Origin of the sequence: Serratia sp. 1D1416, from assembly GCF_003641105.1 — a bacterium.
In the GTDB taxonomy this organism is placed as follows: Bacteria; Pseudomonadota; Gammaproteobacteria; order Enterobacterales; family Enterobacteriaceae; genus Serratia; species Serratia ficaria.
This window is the reverse complement of record NZ_CP032738.1, coordinates 1,562,795-1,580,504: the sequence shown is the minus strand read 5'-3', so window position 1 is coordinate 1,580,504 and position 17,710 is coordinate 1,562,795. Positions and strand designations below refer to the sequence as shown.

General features: G+C 63.9%; 16 protein-coding genes and 1 pseudogene. 6 read left to right on the top strand and 11 right to left on the bottom strand.

All coding sequences use genetic code 11. The features are described from left to right. Nucleotides 1-3: 3 nt before the first annotated feature. Entirely contained in the window at nt 4-999 is a 996-nt protein-coding gene (gene xylF, locus D7I37_RS07530; RefSeq protein WP_061797885.1) for a D-xylose ABC transporter substrate-binding protein, read from the bottom strand. 356 nt (nt 1,000-1,355) lie between these two features. Between xylF and xylA the strand changes: the two genes are divergently transcribed. From xylA to D7I37_RS07505, 5 genes are all read left to right on the top strand, one after another. Beyond that, complete coding sequence (gene xylA / locus D7I37_RS07525) at nt 1,356-2,675, top strand: xylose isomerase (protein ID WP_061797884.1); 1,320 nt, start codon at nt 1,356-1,358, stop codon at nt 2,673-2,675. 168 nt (nt 2,676-2,843) lie between these two features. Then, on the top strand, nt 2,844-4,295 hold the full coding sequence (gene xylB, locus D7I37_RS07520) for a xylulokinase (RefSeq protein WP_061797883.1): 1,452 nt from the start codon (nt 2,844-2,846) through the stop codon (nt 4,293-4,295). 121 nt (nt 4,296-4,416) lie between these two features. Further along, on the top strand, nt 4,417-5,805 hold the full coding sequence (locus tag D7I37_RS07515; protein WP_129543508.1) for an amidohydrolase family protein: 1,389 nt from the start codon (nt 4,417-4,419) through the stop codon (nt 5,803-5,805). Between the two features lie 100 nt (nt 5,806-5,905). Then, complete coding sequence (locus D7I37_RS07510; protein WP_129543507.1) at nt 5,906-6,457, top strand: cysteine hydrolase family protein; 552 nt, start codon at nt 5,906-5,908, stop codon at nt 6,455-6,457. 2 nt (nt 6,458-6,459) lie between these two features. After that, nucleotides 6,460-7,380 (top strand): GlxA family transcriptional regulator, encoded by a 921-nt coding sequence (locus tag D7I37_RS07505; RefSeq protein ID WP_061797880.1) that lies wholly within the window; start codon nt 6,460-6,462, stop codon nt 7,378-7,380. Here D7I37_RS07505 and D7I37_RS07500 read toward each other — a convergent pair. After that, nucleotides 7,375-8,367 carry an acyltransferase gene (locus D7I37_RS07500; RefSeq protein ID WP_129543506.1) on the bottom strand — a complete coding sequence of 331 codons (993 nt, stop codon included), beginning with the start codon at nt 8,365-8,367 and terminating at the stop codon, nt 7,375-7,377. The two genes, D7I37_RS07505 and D7I37_RS07500, sit on opposite strands and share 6 nt — an antisense overlap. Nucleotides 8,368-8,607: 240 nt before the next feature. Here D7I37_RS07500 and D7I37_RS07495 point away from each other — a divergent pair, with 240 nt between their 5' ends. Continuing rightward, nucleotides 8,608-9,855 carry an MFS transporter gene (locus D7I37_RS07495; RefSeq protein WP_095094918.1) on the top strand — a complete coding sequence of 416 codons (1,248 nt, stop codon included), beginning with the start codon at nt 8,608-8,610 and terminating at the stop codon, nt 9,853-9,855. Between the two features lie 61 nt (nt 9,856-9,916). On the opposite strand, the pseudogene D7I37_RS07490 reads toward D7I37_RS07495, so the two are convergent. The 9 genes and pseudogenes from D7I37_RS07490 to fdxH all read right to left on the bottom strand — a co-directional run bounded on the left by D7I37_RS07490 (nt 9,917) and on the right by fdxH (nt 17,699). Beyond that, nucleotides 9,917-10,191, bottom strand: a pseudogene (locus D7I37_RS07490) (type II toxin-antitoxin system RelE/ParE family toxin). After that, nucleotides 10,191-10,451, bottom strand: a complete 261-nt coding sequence (locus tag D7I37_RS07485; protein WP_061797877.1) for a CopG family ribbon-helix-helix protein — start codon at nt 10,449-10,451, stop codon at nt 10,191-10,193. Before D7I37_RS07485 ends, D7I37_RS07490 begins: the two are co-directional and overlap by 1 nt. Nucleotides 10,452-10,532: 81 nt before the next feature. After that, on the bottom strand, nt 10,533-12,374 hold the full coding sequence (selB, locus tag D7I37_RS07480) for a selenocysteine-specific translation elongation factor (protein WP_129543505.1): 1,842 nt from the start codon (nt 12,372-12,374) through the stop codon (nt 10,533-10,535). Then, nucleotides 12,371-13,762, bottom strand: coding sequence for an L-seryl-tRNA(Sec) selenium transferase (gene selA / locus D7I37_RS07475; protein WP_129543504.1), 1,392 nt, complete (start codon nt 13,760-13,762; stop codon nt 12,371-12,373). Before selA ends, selB begins: the two co-directional genes overlap by 4 nt. Nucleotides 13,763-13,775: 13 nt before the next feature. Continuing rightward, a complete protein-coding gene (locus D7I37_RS07470) occupies nt 13,776-14,435 on the bottom strand; it encodes a glutathione S-transferase (RefSeq protein WP_129543503.1) in 660 nt (219 codons plus the stop codon). A gap of 46 nt (nt 14,436-14,481) precedes the next feature. Further along, nucleotides 14,482-15,120 carry a DcrB-related protein gene (locus D7I37_RS07465; RefSeq protein WP_061797966.1) on the bottom strand — a complete coding sequence of 213 codons (639 nt, stop codon included), beginning with the start codon at nt 15,118-15,120 and terminating at the stop codon, nt 14,482-14,484. A 118-nt stretch (nt 15,121-15,238) separates the two neighbouring features. Continuing rightward, nucleotides 15,239-16,168 (bottom strand): formate dehydrogenase accessory protein FdhE, encoded by a 930-nt coding sequence (fdhE, locus tag D7I37_RS07460; protein WP_061797872.1) that lies wholly within the window; start codon nt 16,166-16,168, stop codon nt 15,239-15,241. Next, nucleotides 16,168-16,803, bottom strand: coding sequence for a formate dehydrogenase cytochrome b556 subunit (gene fdoI, locus D7I37_RS07455; RefSeq protein WP_061797871.1), 636 nt, complete (start codon nt 16,801-16,803; stop codon nt 16,168-16,170). The genes fdhE and fdoI overlap by 1 nt, the downstream gene beginning before the upstream one ends. Then, complete coding sequence (gene fdxH, locus D7I37_RS07450; RefSeq protein ID WP_061797869.1) at nt 16,800-17,699, bottom strand: formate dehydrogenase subunit beta; 900 nt, start codon at nt 17,697-17,699, stop codon at nt 16,800-16,802. Before fdxH ends, fdoI begins: the two co-directional genes overlap by 4 nt. Between the last annotated feature and the right edge of the window lie 11 nt (nt 17,700-17,710).

Sequence of the window (17,710 nt, the reverse complement as noted above, 5' to 3'; positions counted from 1 at the left end):
GCATTAATTAACGTCAGACTTCTTGTGGAAACCGTCGGCAATAATAGTGCTGTCGATATTCGACTTGTCTACCTGGATTGGCGTCAATAACCAGGCCGGCACCGATTTACTGCCGTTATTCAACGCGGCGTTGGATTTCGGCTGCTCGCCCTTGCCCAGCTGCACCGCGATGCCCGCCGCCTCGTCGGCCAGCTGGCTGATCGGCTTGTAGACCGTCATGGTTTGGGTACCGGCGACGATGCGCTTCACCGCCGCTAAATCGGCGTCCTGCCCGGAAATGGCGACCTTGCCCGCCAGGCCCTGCGCGGCCAGCGCCTGGATCGCCCCGCCGGCGGTGGCGTCGTTGGATGCCACCACCGCATCGATGTGGTTGTTGTTGGCGGTCAGCGCATTTTCCATAATTTTCAACGCATTTTCCGGCAGCCAGCCGTCGACCCACTGATCGCCCACCACCTTGATTTTTCCACCGGCGATCAGCGGCTGCAGCACCTTCATCTGCCCCTGACGGAACAGCTTGGCGTTGTTATCCACCGGCGAGCCGCCCATCAGGAAATAATTGCCCTGCGGCACTCGCTGCACCAGGCTCTGCGCCTGCAGTTCGCCGACCTTTTCATTATCGAAGGAGATATAAAAATCGATATCGGCGTTGTTGATCATGCGATCATAAGCCAGCACCTTGATCCCTTCGCGCTTGGCCTCGCCGATCACGTTGCTCAATACCTGGCCGTTGTAGGGAATAATCACCAGCACGTCGACGCCGCGGTTGATCATATTTTCAATCTGCGCCATCTGGGTCTCTTCATTGCCGTTCGCCGACTGGACGAACACGTCCGCCCCCAGCGACTTGGCCTTGCTGACGAAAATATCACGGTCTTTTTGCCAGCGTTCCAGGCGCAGATCGTCGATCGCCATGCCGATTTTGACTTCTTTGCTCAGCGCCGGTTGGCTGGCCAGCGCCAGCAGCGCGCAGACCGACAGAAACAGGGGTTTTAATTTCATCTTATATACCTTTGTTATTAAACCTGTAGGGGCAATAATTGAAACGGGCCGGTGGTTCAGCTTAGGGCGGATTGTTGACGCTTATTCTCACTTCGGCAATTACTGATTTTTACCGGCGAATTATGATTTTTGGTTTAATCTCGGTTTTATGATGGCGGTCATGCTTTCTCCTTGTAAACGCGCATGGCGACCAATAAAAATCGAATCGGCAACAATTAAAAACCCTATTATGCGAGCCAGCGCACATTTAATAATTCTGTGAATTTAAGTGTGAAATAACGTAATTGAGGCGCCGGCGGCTTACTCCGAAGATAAATGCATCCCGAAAACCGGGCATCGCTACCCAGGAGTCGATAATGCAATCCTATTTTGATCAGCTTGAGCAGGTCCGCTACGAAGGCCCAGACAGCAACAATCCGCTGGCGTTTCGCCACTACAATCCCGATGAGCTGGTGCTCGGCAAGCGCATGGCCGACCACCTGCGCTTCGCCGCCTGCTACTGGCACACCTTCTGCTGGAACGGCGCGGACATGTTCGGCGTCGGCGCCTTCGATCGGCCCTGGCAGCAGCCGGGCGACGCCCTCGAGCTGGCGAAGCGCAAGGCCGATGTGGCGTTCGAGTTCTTCCACAAGCTGAACGTGCCTTACTACTGCTTCCACGACGTCGACGTCTCGCCGGAAGGCGCATCGCTGAAAGAATATCTGCACAACTTTGCGGTAATGACCGATGTGCTGGCGGAGAAACAGCAAAGCAGCGGCGTGAAGCTGCTGTGGGGCACCGCCAACTGCTTTACCCATCCGCGCTACGGCGCCGGGGCCGCCACCAGCCCGGATCCGGAAGTGTTCAGCTGGGCGGCAACGCAGGTGTTCGCCGCCATGAACGCCACCCAACGGCTGGGCGGCGAAAACTATGTGCTGTGGGGCGGCCGCGAGGGCTATGAAACCCTGCTCAATACCGATCTGCGCCAGGAGCGCGAACAGATCGGCCGCTTTATGCAGATGGTGGTGGAGCACAAACACAAAACCGGCTTCCAGGGCACGCTGCTGATCGAGCCCAAACCGCAGGAGCCCACCAAACACCAGTACGACTATGACGTCGCGACGGTATACGGCTTCCTCCGGCAGTTCGGGCTGGAGAAGGAGATCAAGGTCAACATCGAGGCCAACCACGCCACCCTGGCCGGCCACTCGTTCCATCACGAAGTCGCCAGCGCCATCGCGCTCGGCATCTTTGGCTCGGTCGACGCCAACCGCGGCGATCCGCAGCTGGGCTGGGACACCGACCAGTTCCCGAACAGCGTGGAGGAAAACGCGCTGGTGATGTTCGAAATCCTCAAGGCGGGCGGTTTCACCACCGGCGGGCTGAATTTCGACGCCAAGGTGCGCCGCCAGAGCACCGACAAATACGACCTGTTCTACGGCCATATCGGCGCGATGGATACCCTGGCGCTGGCGCTGAAGGTGGCGGCGAAGATGGTCGCCGACGGCCGGCTGCATCAGCAGGTATCCCGCCGCTACGCCGGCTGGAACGGTGAGCTGGGCCAGCAAATTTTGCAGGGCAAACTGTCGCTGGAAGCGCTGGCGCAGTACGCTGAGCAACATGCACTGGCGCCGCAGCATGCCAGCGGCCGTCAGGAACAGCTTGAAAACCTGATGAATCGCTACCTGTTCGGTTAACTATGCCCAAAATAATTCGAGTTGCATCATGGCGGCAACCAAGCGCATCCCCGGAAGCGTACGGCCAGTACCTGGCAGGGGGGCGCAGGCAGCCAACACAGATGCAGCCTGAAGAATGAAGGGCATACCCGCGCGGCGCCCGCCGCCGCGCTTTAAAGGATCCCAATCATGTACATCGGCCTCGATCTCGGCACCTCCGGCGTTAAAGCAGTCTTGCTCGACGAACAGGGCCAACTGCTCGCCAGCCACGGCGAGCCGTTGGCCATTTCCCGCCCCCATCCGCTGTGGTCCGAACAGGCGCCGCAGGACTGGTGGCGCGCCGCCGACAGCGCCATGCTGGCGCTGGGCAAGCTGCACGGCCTGCGGCAGGTCAGGGCCATCGGCCTGAGCGGCCAGATGCACGGCGCCACGCTGCTGGACGCGCGCCAGCAGGTGCTGCGCCCGGCCATCCTGTGGAACGACGGCCGCAGCCTCGCCCAGTGTCAGGCGCTGGAGCAGGCGGTGCCGCGCTCGCGCCAGATAACCGGCAACCTGATGATGCCCGGCTTCACCGCGCCGAAGCTGCTGTGGGTGAAACAGCACGAGCCGCAGCTGTTCAGCCGCATCGACAAGGTGCTGCTGCCCAAGGATTATCTGCGCTGGTGCCTGACCGGCGAATTCGCCAGCGATATGTCCGATGCCGCCGGCACCCTGTGGCTGGACGTGGCGCGGCGCGACTGGAGCGACGAATTGCTGGCCGCCTGCGGCCTGAGCCGCCGCCAGATGCCGCAGCTGTTCGAGGGCAATCAGCTGACCGGCCAGATCCGCGCCGAACTGGCGCAGCGCTGGGGCATGCCGCCGGTGCCGGTGGTGGCCGGCGGCGGCGACAACGCGGCCGGGGCGATCGGCGTCGGGCTGTATCAGGCCGGGCAGGCGATGCTGTCGCTCGGCACCTCCGGCGTCTACTTTGCGGTCAGCGACGGCTTCCTCAGCAACCCGGCCGGCGCGGTGCACAGCTTCTGCCACGCGCTGCCGAACAGCTGGCACCTGATGTCGGTGACGCTCAGCGCCGCCTCTTGCCTCGACTGGGTTTGCCGGTTGACCAACGTCGACGGCGTCGCCACGCTGCTGCACAACGTCGAGCGGGCCGCCCCGGCGGAAACGCCGCTGTGGTTCCTGCCTTATCTGTCCGGCGAGCGCACCCCGCACAACAATCCCAACGCCAAGGGCGCATTCTGGGGCCTGACCCACCAGCACGGGCCGAACGATCTGGCGCGCGCGGTGCTGGAGGGCGTGGGGTTCGCCCTGGCCGACGGCATGGATGCGCTGCATGCCGGCGGCCTGCAGCCCACCAGCATCCGGCTTATCGGCGGCGGCGCGCGCAGCCCGTTCTGGCGGCAGATGCTGGCGGACATCAGCGGCCAGCGGCTGGAATACCGCACCGGCGGCGACGTCGGCCCGGCGCTGGGCGCGGCGCGGCTGGCGCAGATTGCGCTCAACCCGCAGCGCCCGCTGGCCGAACTGCTGCCCGAATTGCCGCTCGAGCAGCGGCATGTGCCGGATGCCGAGCGCCACCGGCAATACGCCGCGCAGCGCGCCACCTTCCGCGAGCTGTACCGCTGCCTGCTGCCGTTGATGTGATCGGGCGGTCATTGCCAAATCGAATAGTCACTATTGGCAAATTTCGCTGCCAACCCGTCGGTTCCTCTCCTAAATTGGGGGGTATTTTGATGCACCTCCCCTCTGGATTAAGGAACCGAACGTGGAAAAAGCCCAACAACAAAGCCGCAGAGCCTTCCTCAGCCAAACCGGCAAAATCACCACCGCCTGCGCGGTGATCGGCCTGACCGGCGGCGTGGCGCAGGCCTCCCCGGCCGCCGCCGGCCAGTGCGATCCGCAGCCGATGAGCCTGACCGACCGCCACTACCTGCTGAGCGAAGTGCGGCTGGAAGACGGCTTCGAATACGACGGCGAGACGGTGATCGGCACCCGCACCGCGCTGTACCAGCTGGAAATCAAAGACGGCAAGGTGGCCGCCATCCACGCGGCGGACGCCGCGCCGCCGGCCGGCATTCCCCGCTATAAGGCGCAGGGTCAGCTGCTGCTGCCGACGTTCCGCGACATGCACATCCATCTGGACAAAACCTTTTACAGCGGCCCCTGGCAGGCGCCGCGCCCGCGCCAGGGCAAAACCATCATGGACATGATCGCGCTGGAGCAGACGCTGATCCCGCAACTGCTGCCCACCTCGCAGCAGCGGGCGGAAAACCTGATCGCCCTGCTGCAGTCCAAGGGCAGCACGGTGGCGCGCAGCCACTGCAATATCGACCCGGTCAGCGGGTTGAAGAGCCTGGAGCACCTGCAGCGCGCGCTGGAAAATCACCGGGCGGATTTCAGCTGCGAGATCGTCGCCTTCCCGCAGCACGGCCTGCTGCATTCCAGGGTTGACGGCCTGATGCGCGAAGCGATGCAGATGGGGGTACAGTACGTCGGCGGGCTGGATCCGACCAACGTCGACGGCGCGATGGAGCAGTCGCTGGACGCGATGTTCCAGATCGCCCTCGACACCGGCAAGGGCGTCGACATTCATCTGCACGAAACCAGCCCGGCCGGGGTGGCCGCCATCAACTACATGATCGCCACCGTGGAGAAGAACCCGGCGCTGCGCGGCAAGGTCACCCTCAGTCATGCCTTCGCCCTGACCACCCTCACCCCGGGCGAACTGGCGGAAACCGCCACCCGGCTGGCGGCGCAGCGGATCACCATCGCGTCGACGGTGCCGATCGGCAGCCTGATGATGCCGCTGCCGCAGCTGAGCGAAAAGGGGGTATTTGTGATGACCGGAACCGACAGCGTGACTGACCACTGGTCGCCGTTCGGCAGCGGCGACATCCTGGAGAAGGCCAACCTTTATGCCCAGCTGTATCGCGGCTCCGACGAATTCCATCTGTCGCGGGCGATGGCCATCGCCACCGGCGGGGTGCTGCCGCTCGACGATAAGGGCCGGCGTACCTGGCCCAAAGTGGGCGACGGCGCCGAGTTCGTGCTGGTCGACGCCAGCTGTTCCGCCGAAGCGGTGGCCCGCCTGCCGGCGCGCAGCGCCACCTTCCATCGGGGGCGCCTGGTGGCCGGGCAAGTCAGCAAAGCCTGACGCTGGTCCGCTGACGCCACCATGATGGCCGTTTTTGGCCTTCTGCCTTATCGATTAGCGGCGCAGTATGGCGCCATACCTGATTGGCGGAGGGCCGAAAATGTCACAGAGCGCATTATTGATCATCGATGTTCAACAATCATTCCAGCATCGTCCATTCTGGCGGGAAGACGACCTGCCCGCTTTTCAAGGCGCGTTGGCGCGCCTGATCGACGGCTGCCGCCAACGGGGCGTGCCGCTGGTCGACGTCTTCCACGTCTCGCAGACAGGGCCTTTCTCGCTGGCTTCCGGCCACGTGCAGCGCCTGCCGTTCCTCCGCCATCGGGCGGATTTCACCGTCCACAAGCGGGTGCACAACGCGCTGAGCGAAACCGGGCTGGACGCCTGGCTGCTCGAGCGGCACATCAAGCACCTGATCGTCTCCGGCATCCGCACCGAACAGTGCTGTGAAACCACCGCCCGGGTGGCGGCCGATTTCGGCTATCGGGTGACCTTCGTCACCGAGGCGACGCTGACCTTCCCGATGCGCCACCCCGACGGCGGGGTCTTTACCCCCGAGCAACTGAAGCGGCATACTGAGACCGTGCTGGCCGATCGTTTCGCCCGCATCGCCAGCGTGGATGAAGCCCTGGCGCAACTCGAACAGGAGTGATCATGCCGCAGGCCGTCTACTTTCTGCTGCTGCCCAACGTGCTGTCGCTGGACGTCAGCGGCCCGGCCGAAGCCCTGCGCCTGGCCGGGCAGTTCAGCCTGCGCTACCTCGGCCCGACGCCGCAGATAGTCAGCTCCATCGGCCTGACGCTGGGCGGCCTGGCGCCGCTGCCCGAGCGGCTGGAGGACGGCGCCATTCTGGTGGTGCCGGGCGTCAGCGATTCGCAGCATTTCGCCGCCCATGCGGAAGCCGAACAGGCGCGCCGCTGGCTGACGACGCTGCGGCCCGATCTGCAACGGCGGCGCATCACGCTGGTCTGCATCTGCTCCGGCGCGCTGCTGGCGGCGCAGGCCGGGCTGCTCGACGGCTATCGGTGCACCACCCATCACGATCTGATCGCCGATATTCGCCGCCAGGCGCCGGCGGCGCAGGTGAAAGAGAACCGCATTTTCATCGAGGACCGCGGCGTCTGCACCACCGCCGGCATCACCGCCGGCATCGATCTGGCGCTGCACCTGGTCCACCGTTACTGCGGCGCCGCTCAGGCGCGCGAGGTGGCGCGTGAAATGGTGGTGTATTTCCGCCGATCCGGCGATGACCCGCAGCTTTCGCCCTGGCTGCGCCATCGCAACCATCTGCACCCGGCGGTGCACCGCGCGCAGGACGTGATGGCCGCCGAGCCGGAGGCCGAATGGTCGGTGCCGCAGGTGGCGGAGAAGGCGCACGTCAGCAGCCGCCATCTGGCGCGGCTGTTCCGCAGCCACGTCGGCATCAGCGTACGGGAATACCACGAACAGCTGCGGCTGGCGGTGGCGCAGCAGCGGCTGCAGCAGGGCTATGGGCTGGAGAAGGCCGCGCTGGCGGCGGGCTTTTCCTCCGGGCGCCAGCTGCGGCGCGCCCAGCAACGCCAGCCGCCGCTATGACACCAGGCGGCGGGTATCCAGCCGTTGCAGGCCGGCCGACAGCAGCAGGCTGAGCGCCAGCGCCACGCCGAACACCCAGAAGATATCCAGCAGCGGGTAGGCGGTGAGCTCCAGGTGTCGGCTGCGCATAAAGTTGACGATAATCGCGTGAAAACCGTAGACAGCCAGCGAATGGCGGGAAAACAGGCTCAGCCAGCCGATCGGCTCCGGCAGGCAGTTTTTCACCCATACCAGCAGCGATACCGCGGCGACAAACACCAGCGGGCCGCAGTAGATGTAGTAGGTATCGGCGAAATTGCCGTTGATGAACAGCTGGCTCTTGGTGCCGCGCGCGATCAGCGCCACGCTGAGAGCAAATCCCAGCGCCGCCAGCCAGCCGACGCCGCGCCGCCCGGTATCCATCATGCCGATCGCCCGTCCGGCCAGCGCATACAGCAGGTAATAGAAGGTATCGCCGTAGATGTACAGGTTGACCGGCAGCAGGTGCACGTTGTCGAAGGCCAGCTTGCCGGTGTTGGGATTGGCGACCACCGCCAGGATCGCCAGCACCGCGGCCAGATAACGGCGCGACACCGGTTTGACGCTAATCAGCGGCGAGAGCAGGTAAATAACGGCGATGGCGTAGAAGAACCACAGGTGATAAAACACCGGCTTCAGCAGAATGCCGCGCAGCGACGGCCAGAAACCGATCTTGGTGCAGGCCGCGATATAGATCAGCGCAATGACGCTGTAGAACAGAATGCAGCAGGCGATGCGGGTAAAATGCCGGCGGCCGGCGCTTTTCTCACCGAAAAACAGGTAGCCGGAAATCATGAAAAACAGCGGCACCGACACGCGCGACAGCGAGTTCAGCACGTTGGCGACATCCCAGTTGTGCACCCCCACCGCCACGCCGCTGGTGACGTAATAGGTGGTGGCGTGGATCATCACCACCATCATGCACGCCAGCGCGCGCAGGTTATCTATCCAGCCGATTTTATTGCTCAAGCGCGAGTCCGATAGGGTGTCTAATACTCAAATATGGCGAGTATATTTATATGTTGATAAGAGGGTATAAGGCACGGCGGCCGGCGACAACCCCAAAGCGAAATATCAGAATGTGCTGAAACAACACCTTATGATTGCTAAGGTGAACAATTGGCGGCAAAATAGCCGCCATAACTCGCTCAGTTTGCGCTTCCCGCCCTGGCAGTTCCTTTTTTCTTCTTTACTATCAGTACTATAAATATGAAAACGACTTTACCACCTGCGGCACGTCTGGGCCGACAGGCGCTTTTATTCCCTCTTTGTCTGGTGCTGTTCGAATTCGCCACTTATATCGGCAACGATATGATCCAGCCCGGTATGCTGGCGGTAGTGGCGGATTTCAACGCCGGCGAAGAATGGGTGCCGACCTCAATGACCGCTTATCTGGCAGGCGGCATCTTCCTGCAGTGGCTGCTCGGGCCGCTGTCGGATCGCCGCGGCCGGCGCCCGGTAATGCTGGCCGGGGTGGCGTTCTTTATCGTCTCCTGCCTGGCCATCCTGCTGGTGACCAACATCGAGCAGTTCATCTTCATGCGCTTCCTGCAGGGCATCGGCCTGTGCTTTATCGGCGCGGTCGGCTACGCCACCATTCAGGAATCGTTCGAAGAGGCGGTGTGCATCAAGATCACCGCGCTGATGGCCAACGTGGCGCTGATCGCCCCGCTGCTCGGGCCGCTGGCCGGCGCGGCGCTGATCCACGTCGCGCCGTGGCAGAGCATGTTCGTGCTGTTTGCGGCGCTGGCGGCCATCGCCTTCTACGGCCTGTGGAAGGCGATGCCGGAAACCGCCGCGCTGCAGGGCGAGGCGTTTTCCGCCGCCAACCTGTGGCGCGACTATCGCCAGGTGCTGGGCAACCGCCGCTTTATCTGCGGCGCGCTGGCGATCGGTTTCGCCAGCCTGCCGCTGCTGGCCTGGATAGCCCAGTCGCCGGTGATCCTGATCAGCGGCGAATCGCTGTCGACGCTGGATTACGGCCTGCTGCAAATCCCGGTGTTCGGCGCGCTGATCCTCGGCAACCTGACGCTGGCCCGCCTGACCGGCAAAAACAGCGTGGAACGCCTGATCAAGCTGGGGGCGGGGCCGATGATGCTGGGGTTGTTCATCGCCGCGCTGGCGACCCAGTTCTCCGGCCACGCCTACCTGTGGATGACCGCGGGCCTGAGCCTGTACGCCTTCGGCATCGGCCTGGCCAACGCCGGCCTGTACCGCCTGACGCTGTTCTCAAGCGCCGTCAGCAAGGGGACGGTTTCCGCCACCATGGGCATGCTGAGCATGATGGTGTTTACCGTCGGCATCGAGCTGGCCAAGGTCGCCTACGTCTGGGGCGGCAGCGGGTTGTTCAACCTGTTCAACCTGGTCAGCGGCCTGTGCTGGCTGGCGCTGGTGGCGCTGTTCCTCAGCAAGCGCCGCAGCGGCGGCGTAACGCCGACGCCGAGCGAAGCGCTGTAACCACCAACGGGGCTAAGGCCCCGTTCTTGATTGGTACTCGTGATAATGCAGGGGATGGAGGCTAACGCTCTTCACGTGTATGCCAAATACGCAGGATATAAATTGTTGAGGATTGAAGTTGGTAGCGCATTTCATAACGACCAACGAGTATACGCCTCACCTCATGCGGCATAAATTCATCCAATTTCTCCCCAATACGGGGTTATCACGCAGTACTTTCGGTGCTGCAACCAAAGCCTGTACCGTATTAGCTGCGGCAGCATGATTAACCGATGCAAGCAACTCAAACAAACGCGCCAAATCCGATAGCGCTTTACTTGTCCATTTTAAATCCATTAGCGCGGTACCGGCAGAGGCTTATCGCTGCTCAGGCTCGCGGCCCAGGCTTCAACCGATTCATGATCGATAACATTCTGCTGTTCGACATCGGTCAATGCCGCCAGCGTTAATCGACGACGTTCTTCTTCCTGATCGAGCCATGCGGTGAGCGCCTGCTTAACGATCCATCCGCGTGAGCGCTCCAGCTTGGCAGCCATCTCATCGACTTTTTCCACCAAGGGTAACGGCACATGTGCGGTGATGACTTTAGTATTCATCTAAATTGCCTCTGAACGGAGTCAATATAATCAAAATGATTAATTTTGATTATAACGCACAGCGGAACAAAAAACACACAATCAACCGCCAAACAGCCCGCGATCGCGCAGCAGGTGCTGGTTGCCCTTGCGGCGGGTAAAGCCGCTGCGGTCGAAGAACTCCAGCACCTGGATCGCCAGCTTGCGGCCGACGCCGAGCCGATCGCGGAAGTCGGCGGCGTTGGCGCTGCCCTGCTCCGCGTCGAGCTGGCGGATCAGCGCGGCGAACTGTTCGATGCGGCGGCTGAGGTAGTAACGATCCACCACCACCGCGGTGACGTGGCCCAGCTGGGCCGCCTTGCGCAGCAGCGCCCGCACCCGCGCCTCGTCCGCGCCCAGTTCGGCGGCCAGATCGCGCACCCACCAGGCCTGGTCGCCGAACAGCGGTTCAATCCGCTGCCACAGCGGCGCTTCTTCGGCGCTGAACGCCAGGCCATGCTCCGGCAGATGCAGCCAGCCGCGCGTATTGCGCAGCGCACCGGCCTTCAGCAGCCTATCGATCATCATAAACACCAGCGCCTCGTCCAGCGCCGGCAGCGCCATGCGCCGCAGACGCGCACGCCCCAACCCCAGCTGATCGGCGTGCTGTTGATGGTACTCCGCCAGCACCTGCAGCAGGCGGCTTTCGGCCTGCCGCACGTTGTCCAGCGCCAGCCCATGGTCGCCGACCACCAGCAGCGGCGGCTCCGACAGCAATTCAGCCAGCCCGGCGTCGGTCAGCTGGCGCGCCCAGGCGAACGCCGCCAGCGACAGCGGCCCCTGGGGCAGCAGCAGCCGCAGCGCCTGGGCATCGTCCGCGGCCTGCGCCAGCGCCTGCAGCCAGGCCAGAAACTCCGGCTGCCGCTTGCCGCGCTTTGGCGCCGCCAGGCGCAGCACCCGGGCGGCGCCCAGCGTCTGGCGCGCGCCGATATCGCGCAGCACCAGCCGATCGTTTTCCGCCAGCCACAGCGGACGATCGAGGATCAGCTCCGCCAGGCCGTCGTTCAATAGTGAGAGCCGCCCGGTAATGTGGCTGGCGGCATGATGCAGATGCAGCGGCTGCCAATGGCGGATCGGCGCATCGGCTTCCAGCGCGACCAGAATGCGTTCTGCCGCCTGCGGCGGCCGCTGCGCCAGCAGCCAGTCACCGCGGGTAATCTGTTCTTTGCCGACGTCGCCGCTGAGGTTCAGCGCTATGCGTTGACCGGCCTGCGCTCGCTCGACCGCCTGATTCTGGGCGTGCAGGCCGCGCACCCGCACCGGCGTATCCGCGCCGGTCAGCCACAGCGTATCGCCCACCGCCACCCGGCCGCCGAGCGCGGTGCCGGTCACCACCAGCCCGGCGCCCTTGACGCTGAAGGCGCGGTCCACCGCCAGGCGAAACCGGCGCGTCACCCCATGTTCGCCGGGCCGCAGCGCCAGCAGATGCTCGCGCAGCGCGGCAATGCCGCGCCCCTCGGCGGCGGCGGTGACAAACAGCGGCGCCCCGGGCCACCCCTGGCGGGCCAGCTCGTCATTTACCTGCCGGCGCACTTCGTCGATGCGCGTCGCCTCCACCCGGTCCGCCTTGGTCAGGGCCACCGTCAGCGCCGGGCGGCCGCTCAACCGCAGGATCGCCAGATGTTCGCGGGTCTGCGCCATCACGCCGTCGTCGCAGGCCACCACCAGCAGCGCATGGTCGATGCCGCCGACGCCCGCCAGCATATTGGCGAGAAACTTCTCGTGGCCGGGCACGTCGATAAAGCCCAATACCCGGCCGTCGGGCTGCGGCCAATAGGCGTAGCCCAGATCGAGGGTCATGCCGCGGCGTTTCTCCTCCGGCAGACGATCCGCGTTGATCCCCGAGATCGCCTGCAGCAGGGTGGTTTTGCCGTGATCGACGTGGCCGGCGGTGGCGATTATCATGCGCTCAGCGCCTCAATCAACGCGCCTTCCTGTTCCAGACAGCGCAGATCCAGCCACAGCCTGCCTTCGCCGATGCGGCCGATCACCGGCTGCGGCAGGCGGCGCCAGCGTTCCGCCAGCGCTTCCAGCGTGGCGCCGCGGCCGTCGAGCGGGGTAAAGGTCAGGGCATAGCTTGGCAGGCGATCGACCGGCAGCGAGCCGCTGCCGATCTGCGACCAGCAGGCTTCGGCGCGCAGCTGGAAATGCTCGCCGTAGCGCGGCGCCAGCGCCGGCAACAGGCGTTCTGCCATGTCCTGCATCGCCCGCTGCGGGCGGGTCAGCAGCCGCAGCGTCGGCAGCCGTTGCGCCAACAGTTCCGGCTGCAGGTACAGCCGCAGCGTGGCTTCCAGCGCCGCCAGGGTTATTTTGCCGACGCGCAGCGCGCGTTTGAGCGGATGCTGCTGCAGGCGGGCGATCAGCGCCTTTTTGCCGACGATGATGCCGGCCTGCGGGCCGCCCAGCAGCTTGTCGCCGGAGAAGGTCACCAGGTCGACGCCGGCGGCCAGCAGCCGCTGCGGCATAGGTTCGGCCGGCAGGCCGTATTGCGCCATGTCGATCAGCGAGCCGCTGCCCAGATCGGTGGCGGTCGGGATGCCCTGCTCCGCCCCAAGCTGCGCCAGCGCCGCCTCATCCACCGCCGCGGTGAAACCCTGAATGCTGTAGTTGCTGGTATGCACCTTCATCAGCAGCCCGGTCTGCTCGCCGATGGCGTTGCGGTAATCTTTCAGGTGGGTGCGGTTGGTGGTGCCGACCTCCACCAGCTGGCAGCCCGCCTGACGCATCACGTCGGGGATGCGGAACGCGCCGCCGATCTCCACCAGTTCGCCGCGCGACACCACCACCTGCTTGCCGGGCGCGACGGCCGCCAGCATCAGCAGCACCGCCGCCGCGTTGTTATTGACGATGCAGGCGTCTTCGGCGCCGGTCAGCCGGCACAGCAGGTCCGCCACCACCCGATCGCGGTGGCCGCGGCCGGCGCCGTCCAGATCGTATTCCAGCGTCACCGCCGCGCCCATGGCGTCGGCCACCGACGCGATCGCCGGCTGCGCCAGCAGCGCGCGGCCAAGGTTGGTATGCAGCACCGTGCCGCTGAGGTTGAACACCGGCAGCAGCGCCGGGCGTTGTTGCCGGGCCAGCTCGGCGCGCAGCGCCAGCGGCCAGTCGGCGCACCAGGCCGGCAACCGCTGCTGCTGCTGGATGGCATCACGCGCCTGCGCCTGCAGCCGGCGCAGCAGTTCGCTAATCAGCGTCTGGCCGTGCTGCGCCACCAGCGGTTCGATCGCCGGTTCGCGCAATAGGCGATCGATAGCGGGTAGCTGGCTGTAAAGAAGGTGGGATTCAGTGCTCATGGTCGCTCGGTTTTCAGTTTAGGGGTATCGGCATAACACAGCCCCGCCGCAGCGGGGACGGAGGGCAATCAGGGGGCAGCGTGCGGGCAAAGCTTTGGCGGGCGAACAGGCGTTCGGCCAGTTTGACCAGCGCCGGGCGTTCGACGCACCAGTTGGGCAGAATGCGGCGGAAGTTCAGGTAGCCCAGCGCGCAGCCGGTGGCGATATCCGCCAGCGTCAGCCGTTCGGCGTTCAGCAGCGTTTTTTCCTGCGCCAGCTTTTCCAGCGCGTCCAGCCCGTGCGACAGTTTGTCGCGCTGGCGCAGGATCCAGTTTTCATCCTGCTTTTCCGGCGCGCGTTTGCTTTCGCGGAACAGCGTGGCGGCCGCCTCGGTGACGCCGTCGGCCAGCGCTTCAATCTGGCGGATACGCAGCGCCGCGGCGCGATCGGCGGGCAAAAACGCCGGCGCCACCGCCAGCAGTTCCAGATACTCGGCCACCACCGGCGAGTCGTAAAACACCTCGCCGTCGTCGGTCACCAGCACCGGCACCTTGGCGAGCGGATTCAGCTCCGCCACCCGGCTGCCCGCTTCATACGGCGGATCGTTGACGAACTCGAACGCGATCCCCTTCTCCAGCAGCAGCACGGAGATCTTGCGCACAAAAGGACTGGTGTAACTGCCGATAAGCTTCATCCGATCTCCCCCGTTTCGCTCAACCCTGGCCATGGATGAAATAACCTTATTTCACCGCCAGGGTGTCGATAATCCGCTGCACCAACGCCTGATGCACCTCCGGCGTTTTGGCCGGCGACAGCATTTGCAGCGTCACCACCCGCTTGTTGAACACCGTCAGCATAATGGTGGACATCACCTTCTGGCCGTTGATGCTCTGTTCGGTATCCACCCGGCGAAATTTCTGTTTGCCGACGGTGAAGTTGTCTTCTTTGGTGGTCTGGATATTCTGGTAGCGCCCGGCCAGCTCGGTCAGCATGCTCTGCGTCAGCTCTTTCAGCATTTTATCGCTGGAATTGAGCTTCATGCCGTCCGGCGGAATGACTTCGGAAGACACCGCGCTCTGGCGCGATTTGCCGTCGAGGAACCGCTGAATGGTGGAGGTGCTGTCGTTGATGATGCCGCTGTTTTGAGTCTGATCGCTAAAACCCGCCGGCAGCTCGAAGGTCAGCCGGCCCTTTTGCAGCGAAACGCTCAGCCCGGGCGGCGGCGCCGGGGTTTCCACCGCCGGCGGCGCAGGCTGCGTCACGGTCGGTTTGGTATCGGGCTTCGGCACCTCGGGCTTGGCGTCGTCCTGGTTGTCGCAGGCCGCCAGCCCGATCGCCAGCACGGCGACCGCGGTAAATTTTGCAATGGTCTTCAACATCGTCATCCCTTTCCTTTCGCTTTGCGCGTCATTGCGTAAACGTAGCAACTCGGCCGGGCGAATGCCAGAAGCCCGGCCGGAAATTCATGAACCTTCCCCGCGGCGCAGTCGCCGATCGTCACTCCGCCGGGAACAGGAACGGGTTAATGCTGCTGCGGCCGAAGCCTTCGTCCTCCATCCTGGCGTCCAGCACCAGCGACGCCAGATCGTCGGCCACCGCCTCCACCTTGGGATCTTTTTCCTGGTACAGGATTTTCAGGTAGGTGCCGCAGTCGCCGCAGCTTTCCGCCTTCACCGCCGCCTGTTCGCTGTCCAGCGACCAGTAGTTGAGATCGCGGGTCTGCTCGCAGTTGCTGCACTTCACCCGCACCACGTGCCATTCGCTTTCGCACAGGTTGCAATGCAGGTAGCGCAGGCCGTTAACCGTGCCGATATGCACCATGCTGGCGACCGGAATGCTGCCGCACACCGGGCAGAATTGGCGGTGTTCGCCGTACTCGGCGCGCGCCTTGCCGGGGATCAGGCTGGCCATCTGCGCCCAGTAAAGCGACAGCGCGGCCCAGATAAACGGCGCTTTCTCGCTGCCCACCCGGCTGAATTCGCGGTTGAGCAAGGCGTCGGCCATCAGCTCCAGCTCGTGCGCCGAGGCTTTTTCCAGGTTGTCCAGCACCGCCAGAATAGGCTCCGGCGCCTGCGGGCGCAGCTCGGCTATCAGCGAGGTGAGCAGCCGCCGCCAGTGTTCGCTGCGCGGGTAAACGCTCAGATCGAGCGGCGGCTTGCCGCTGGCGGCGCCCTGCTGCAGAACTTCGGTCAGATCCAGCTGCAGCGGGTTGTCGTGCAGCGCATGGTGCTGCGCTTCGGCCAGCTGGGCGGCGAAGTTGAGATAGTCGCCCAGCGGGTTGTCGGTCGCCAGCTGACGCAGACGTTCCGCCCGGCGGCTGTACAGGCTTTTCAGATTGGCGAAAAGCAACGGCGGGATGGTCTCCGCCGTTGTGGACTTCTCGCGCTGTGCCCCTAACTGCTCTTTAGGAACGATGCGGATGCTCATCAGGGTTTGTCTTCCTGTTGTTTCTCGCGGACCTCACGGTACCAGCGCGGATGATGTTTCTTGGCCCAGGCCGCCGGCACCCAGCCTTCGACCATCGCGGTAATGGTGCCCTTTACCCACAGCGCGGCGTAAATGTGCACCATAATCACGATGATCAGGCCGACCGCGGCCAGCGAATGCACCAGCAGCGCGATGCGGATCAGCGGTATCGGGAACGACGGCGCGAAGTACGGCCGCCAGATCACCACGCCGCTGGCCAGCAGCAGCACCAGGCTGACGATTGCCGCCCAGAATACGCATTTCTGGCCGAAATTATAGCGCCCGGTGTCGCCCACTTCTTCGTTCATGGCGATTTTGTGGATGTTTTTGGCCCAGAGGATATCCTCGCGGTTGATCAGATTATGCTTCCAGTAGCGCAGGAACATGATCAGAAAGGCCGCAAACATGATCACCCCGACGAAGGGGTGCAGAATGCGCGCCAGCTGCGGCGTACCCAGGATGTTCATCAGCCAGTTGAAGGACGGGAAAAAGAACCCCAGCCCGCTGATGGCGGCGAACACGAAGCAGAACGCCACGATCCAGTGGTTGATCCGCTCCGGCGCGCTGTAACGCTGAATGCGCTTTTCCTTTCTCATTTGCGCGTCTCCTCATCGTGCAGCTCGTCGTGGTCTTCCTCTTCGACGCGGTTGGGGCCGACGCCGACATAGTGGAACACGCTGGCTGCGAAGGTGGCGGCAAAGCCGATGGCCGCCAGGGGTTTCCACACGCCTTTCCAGAAGGTCACCGCCGGGCTGATGCTCGGGTTATCCGGCAAGCCGTGATACAGCTGCGGCTTGTCGGCGTGGTGCAGCACGTACATCACGTGGGTGCCGCCCACCCCCGCCGGATCGTACAGACCGGCGTTCTGATAGCCGCGGGTATTCAGCTCGCTGACGCGTTCGGCGGCCACCTGCTTCATCGCTTCCTTGGTGCCGAAATGAATGGCGCCGGTCGGGCAGGTTTTCACGCAGGCCGGCTCCTGGCCGACGTCCACGCGGTCGACGCACAGGGTACACTTGTACACCCGGTTGTCGTCCTTGTTCATGCGCGGCACGTCGAACGGGCAACCGGCGATGCAGTAGCCGCAGCCGATGCAGTGCTCCGACTGGAAGTCGACGATGCCGTTGGCGTACTGGATGATCGCCCCTTCCGACGGGCAGGCCTTCAGGCAGCCCGGGTCGGCGCAGTGCATGCAGCCGTCCTTGCGGATCAGCCACTCCAGCTTGCCGTTTTCCTCCACTTCGGAGAAGCGCATCACCGTCCAGGATTTGGCGGTCAGATCGGCGGGGTTGTCGTACACCCCGACGTTGTGCCCGACCTCGTCGCGAATGTCGTTCCATTCAGAACAGGCTACCTGACAGGCCTTGCAGCCGATACAGGTGGTGACATCGATCAGTTTGGCCACTTCTTCCTGGTGATCACGGGCGCGCGGCGCCGGCGTGAAGCCATTGGTGGCGGATTTACGAATGATGTCCTGGGATTGCATTGCCATAATTCGTCTCC

Excerpts from the sequence above, each read along its gene's own strand:
- D7I37_RS07495 (WP_095094918.1), top strand. The coding sequence starts at position 8,608 with ATGAAAACGACTTTACCACCTGCGGCACGTCTGGGCCGACAGGCGCTT.
- fdhE (WP_061797872.1), bottom strand. The coding sequence starts at position 16,168 with ATGAGCATCCGCATCGTTCCTAAAGAGCAGTTAGGGGCACAGCGCGAG.
- fdoI (WP_061797871.1), bottom strand. The coding sequence starts at position 16,803 with ATGAGAAAGGAAAAGCGCATTCAGCGTTACAGCGCGCCGGAGCGGATC.
- xylA (WP_061797884.1), top strand. The coding sequence starts at position 1,356 with ATGCAATCCTATTTTGATCAGCTTGAGCAGGTCCGCTACGAAGGCCCA.
- D7I37_RS07510 (WP_129543507.1), top strand. The coding sequence starts at position 5,906 with ATGTCACAGAGCGCATTATTGATCATCGATGTTCAACAATCATTCCAG.
- selA (WP_129543504.1), bottom strand. The coding sequence starts at position 13,762 with ATGAGCACTGAATCCCACCTTCTTTACAGCCAGCTACCCGCTATCGAT.
- D7I37_RS07465 (WP_061797966.1), bottom strand. The coding sequence starts at position 15,120 with ATGTTGAAGACCATTGCAAAATTTACCGCGGTCGCCGTGCTGGCGATC.
- fdxH (WP_061797869.1), bottom strand. The coding sequence starts at position 17,699 with ATGGCAATGCAATCCCAGGACATCATTCGTAAATCCGCCACCAATGGC.
- xylB (WP_061797883.1), top strand. The coding sequence starts at position 2,844 with ATGTACATCGGCCTCGATCTCGGCACCTCCGGCGTTAAAGCAGTCTTG.
- D7I37_RS07485 (WP_061797877.1), bottom strand. The coding sequence starts at position 10,451 with ATGAATACTAAAGTCATCACCGCACATGTGCCGTTACCCTTGGTGGAA.
- xylF (WP_061797885.1), bottom strand. The coding sequence starts at position 999 with ATGAAATTAAAACCCCTGTTTCTGTCGGTCTGCGCGCTGCTGGCGCTG.
- D7I37_RS07505 (WP_061797880.1), top strand. The coding sequence starts at position 6,460 with ATGCCGCAGGCCGTCTACTTTCTGCTGCTGCCCAACGTGCTGTCGCTG.
- selB (WP_129543505.1), bottom strand. The coding sequence starts at position 12,374 with ATGATAATCGCCACCGCCGGCCACGTCGATCACGGCAAAACCACCCTG.
- D7I37_RS07470 (WP_129543503.1), bottom strand. The coding sequence starts at position 14,435 with ATGAAGCTTATCGGCAGTTACACCAGTCCTTTTGTGCGCAAGATCTCC.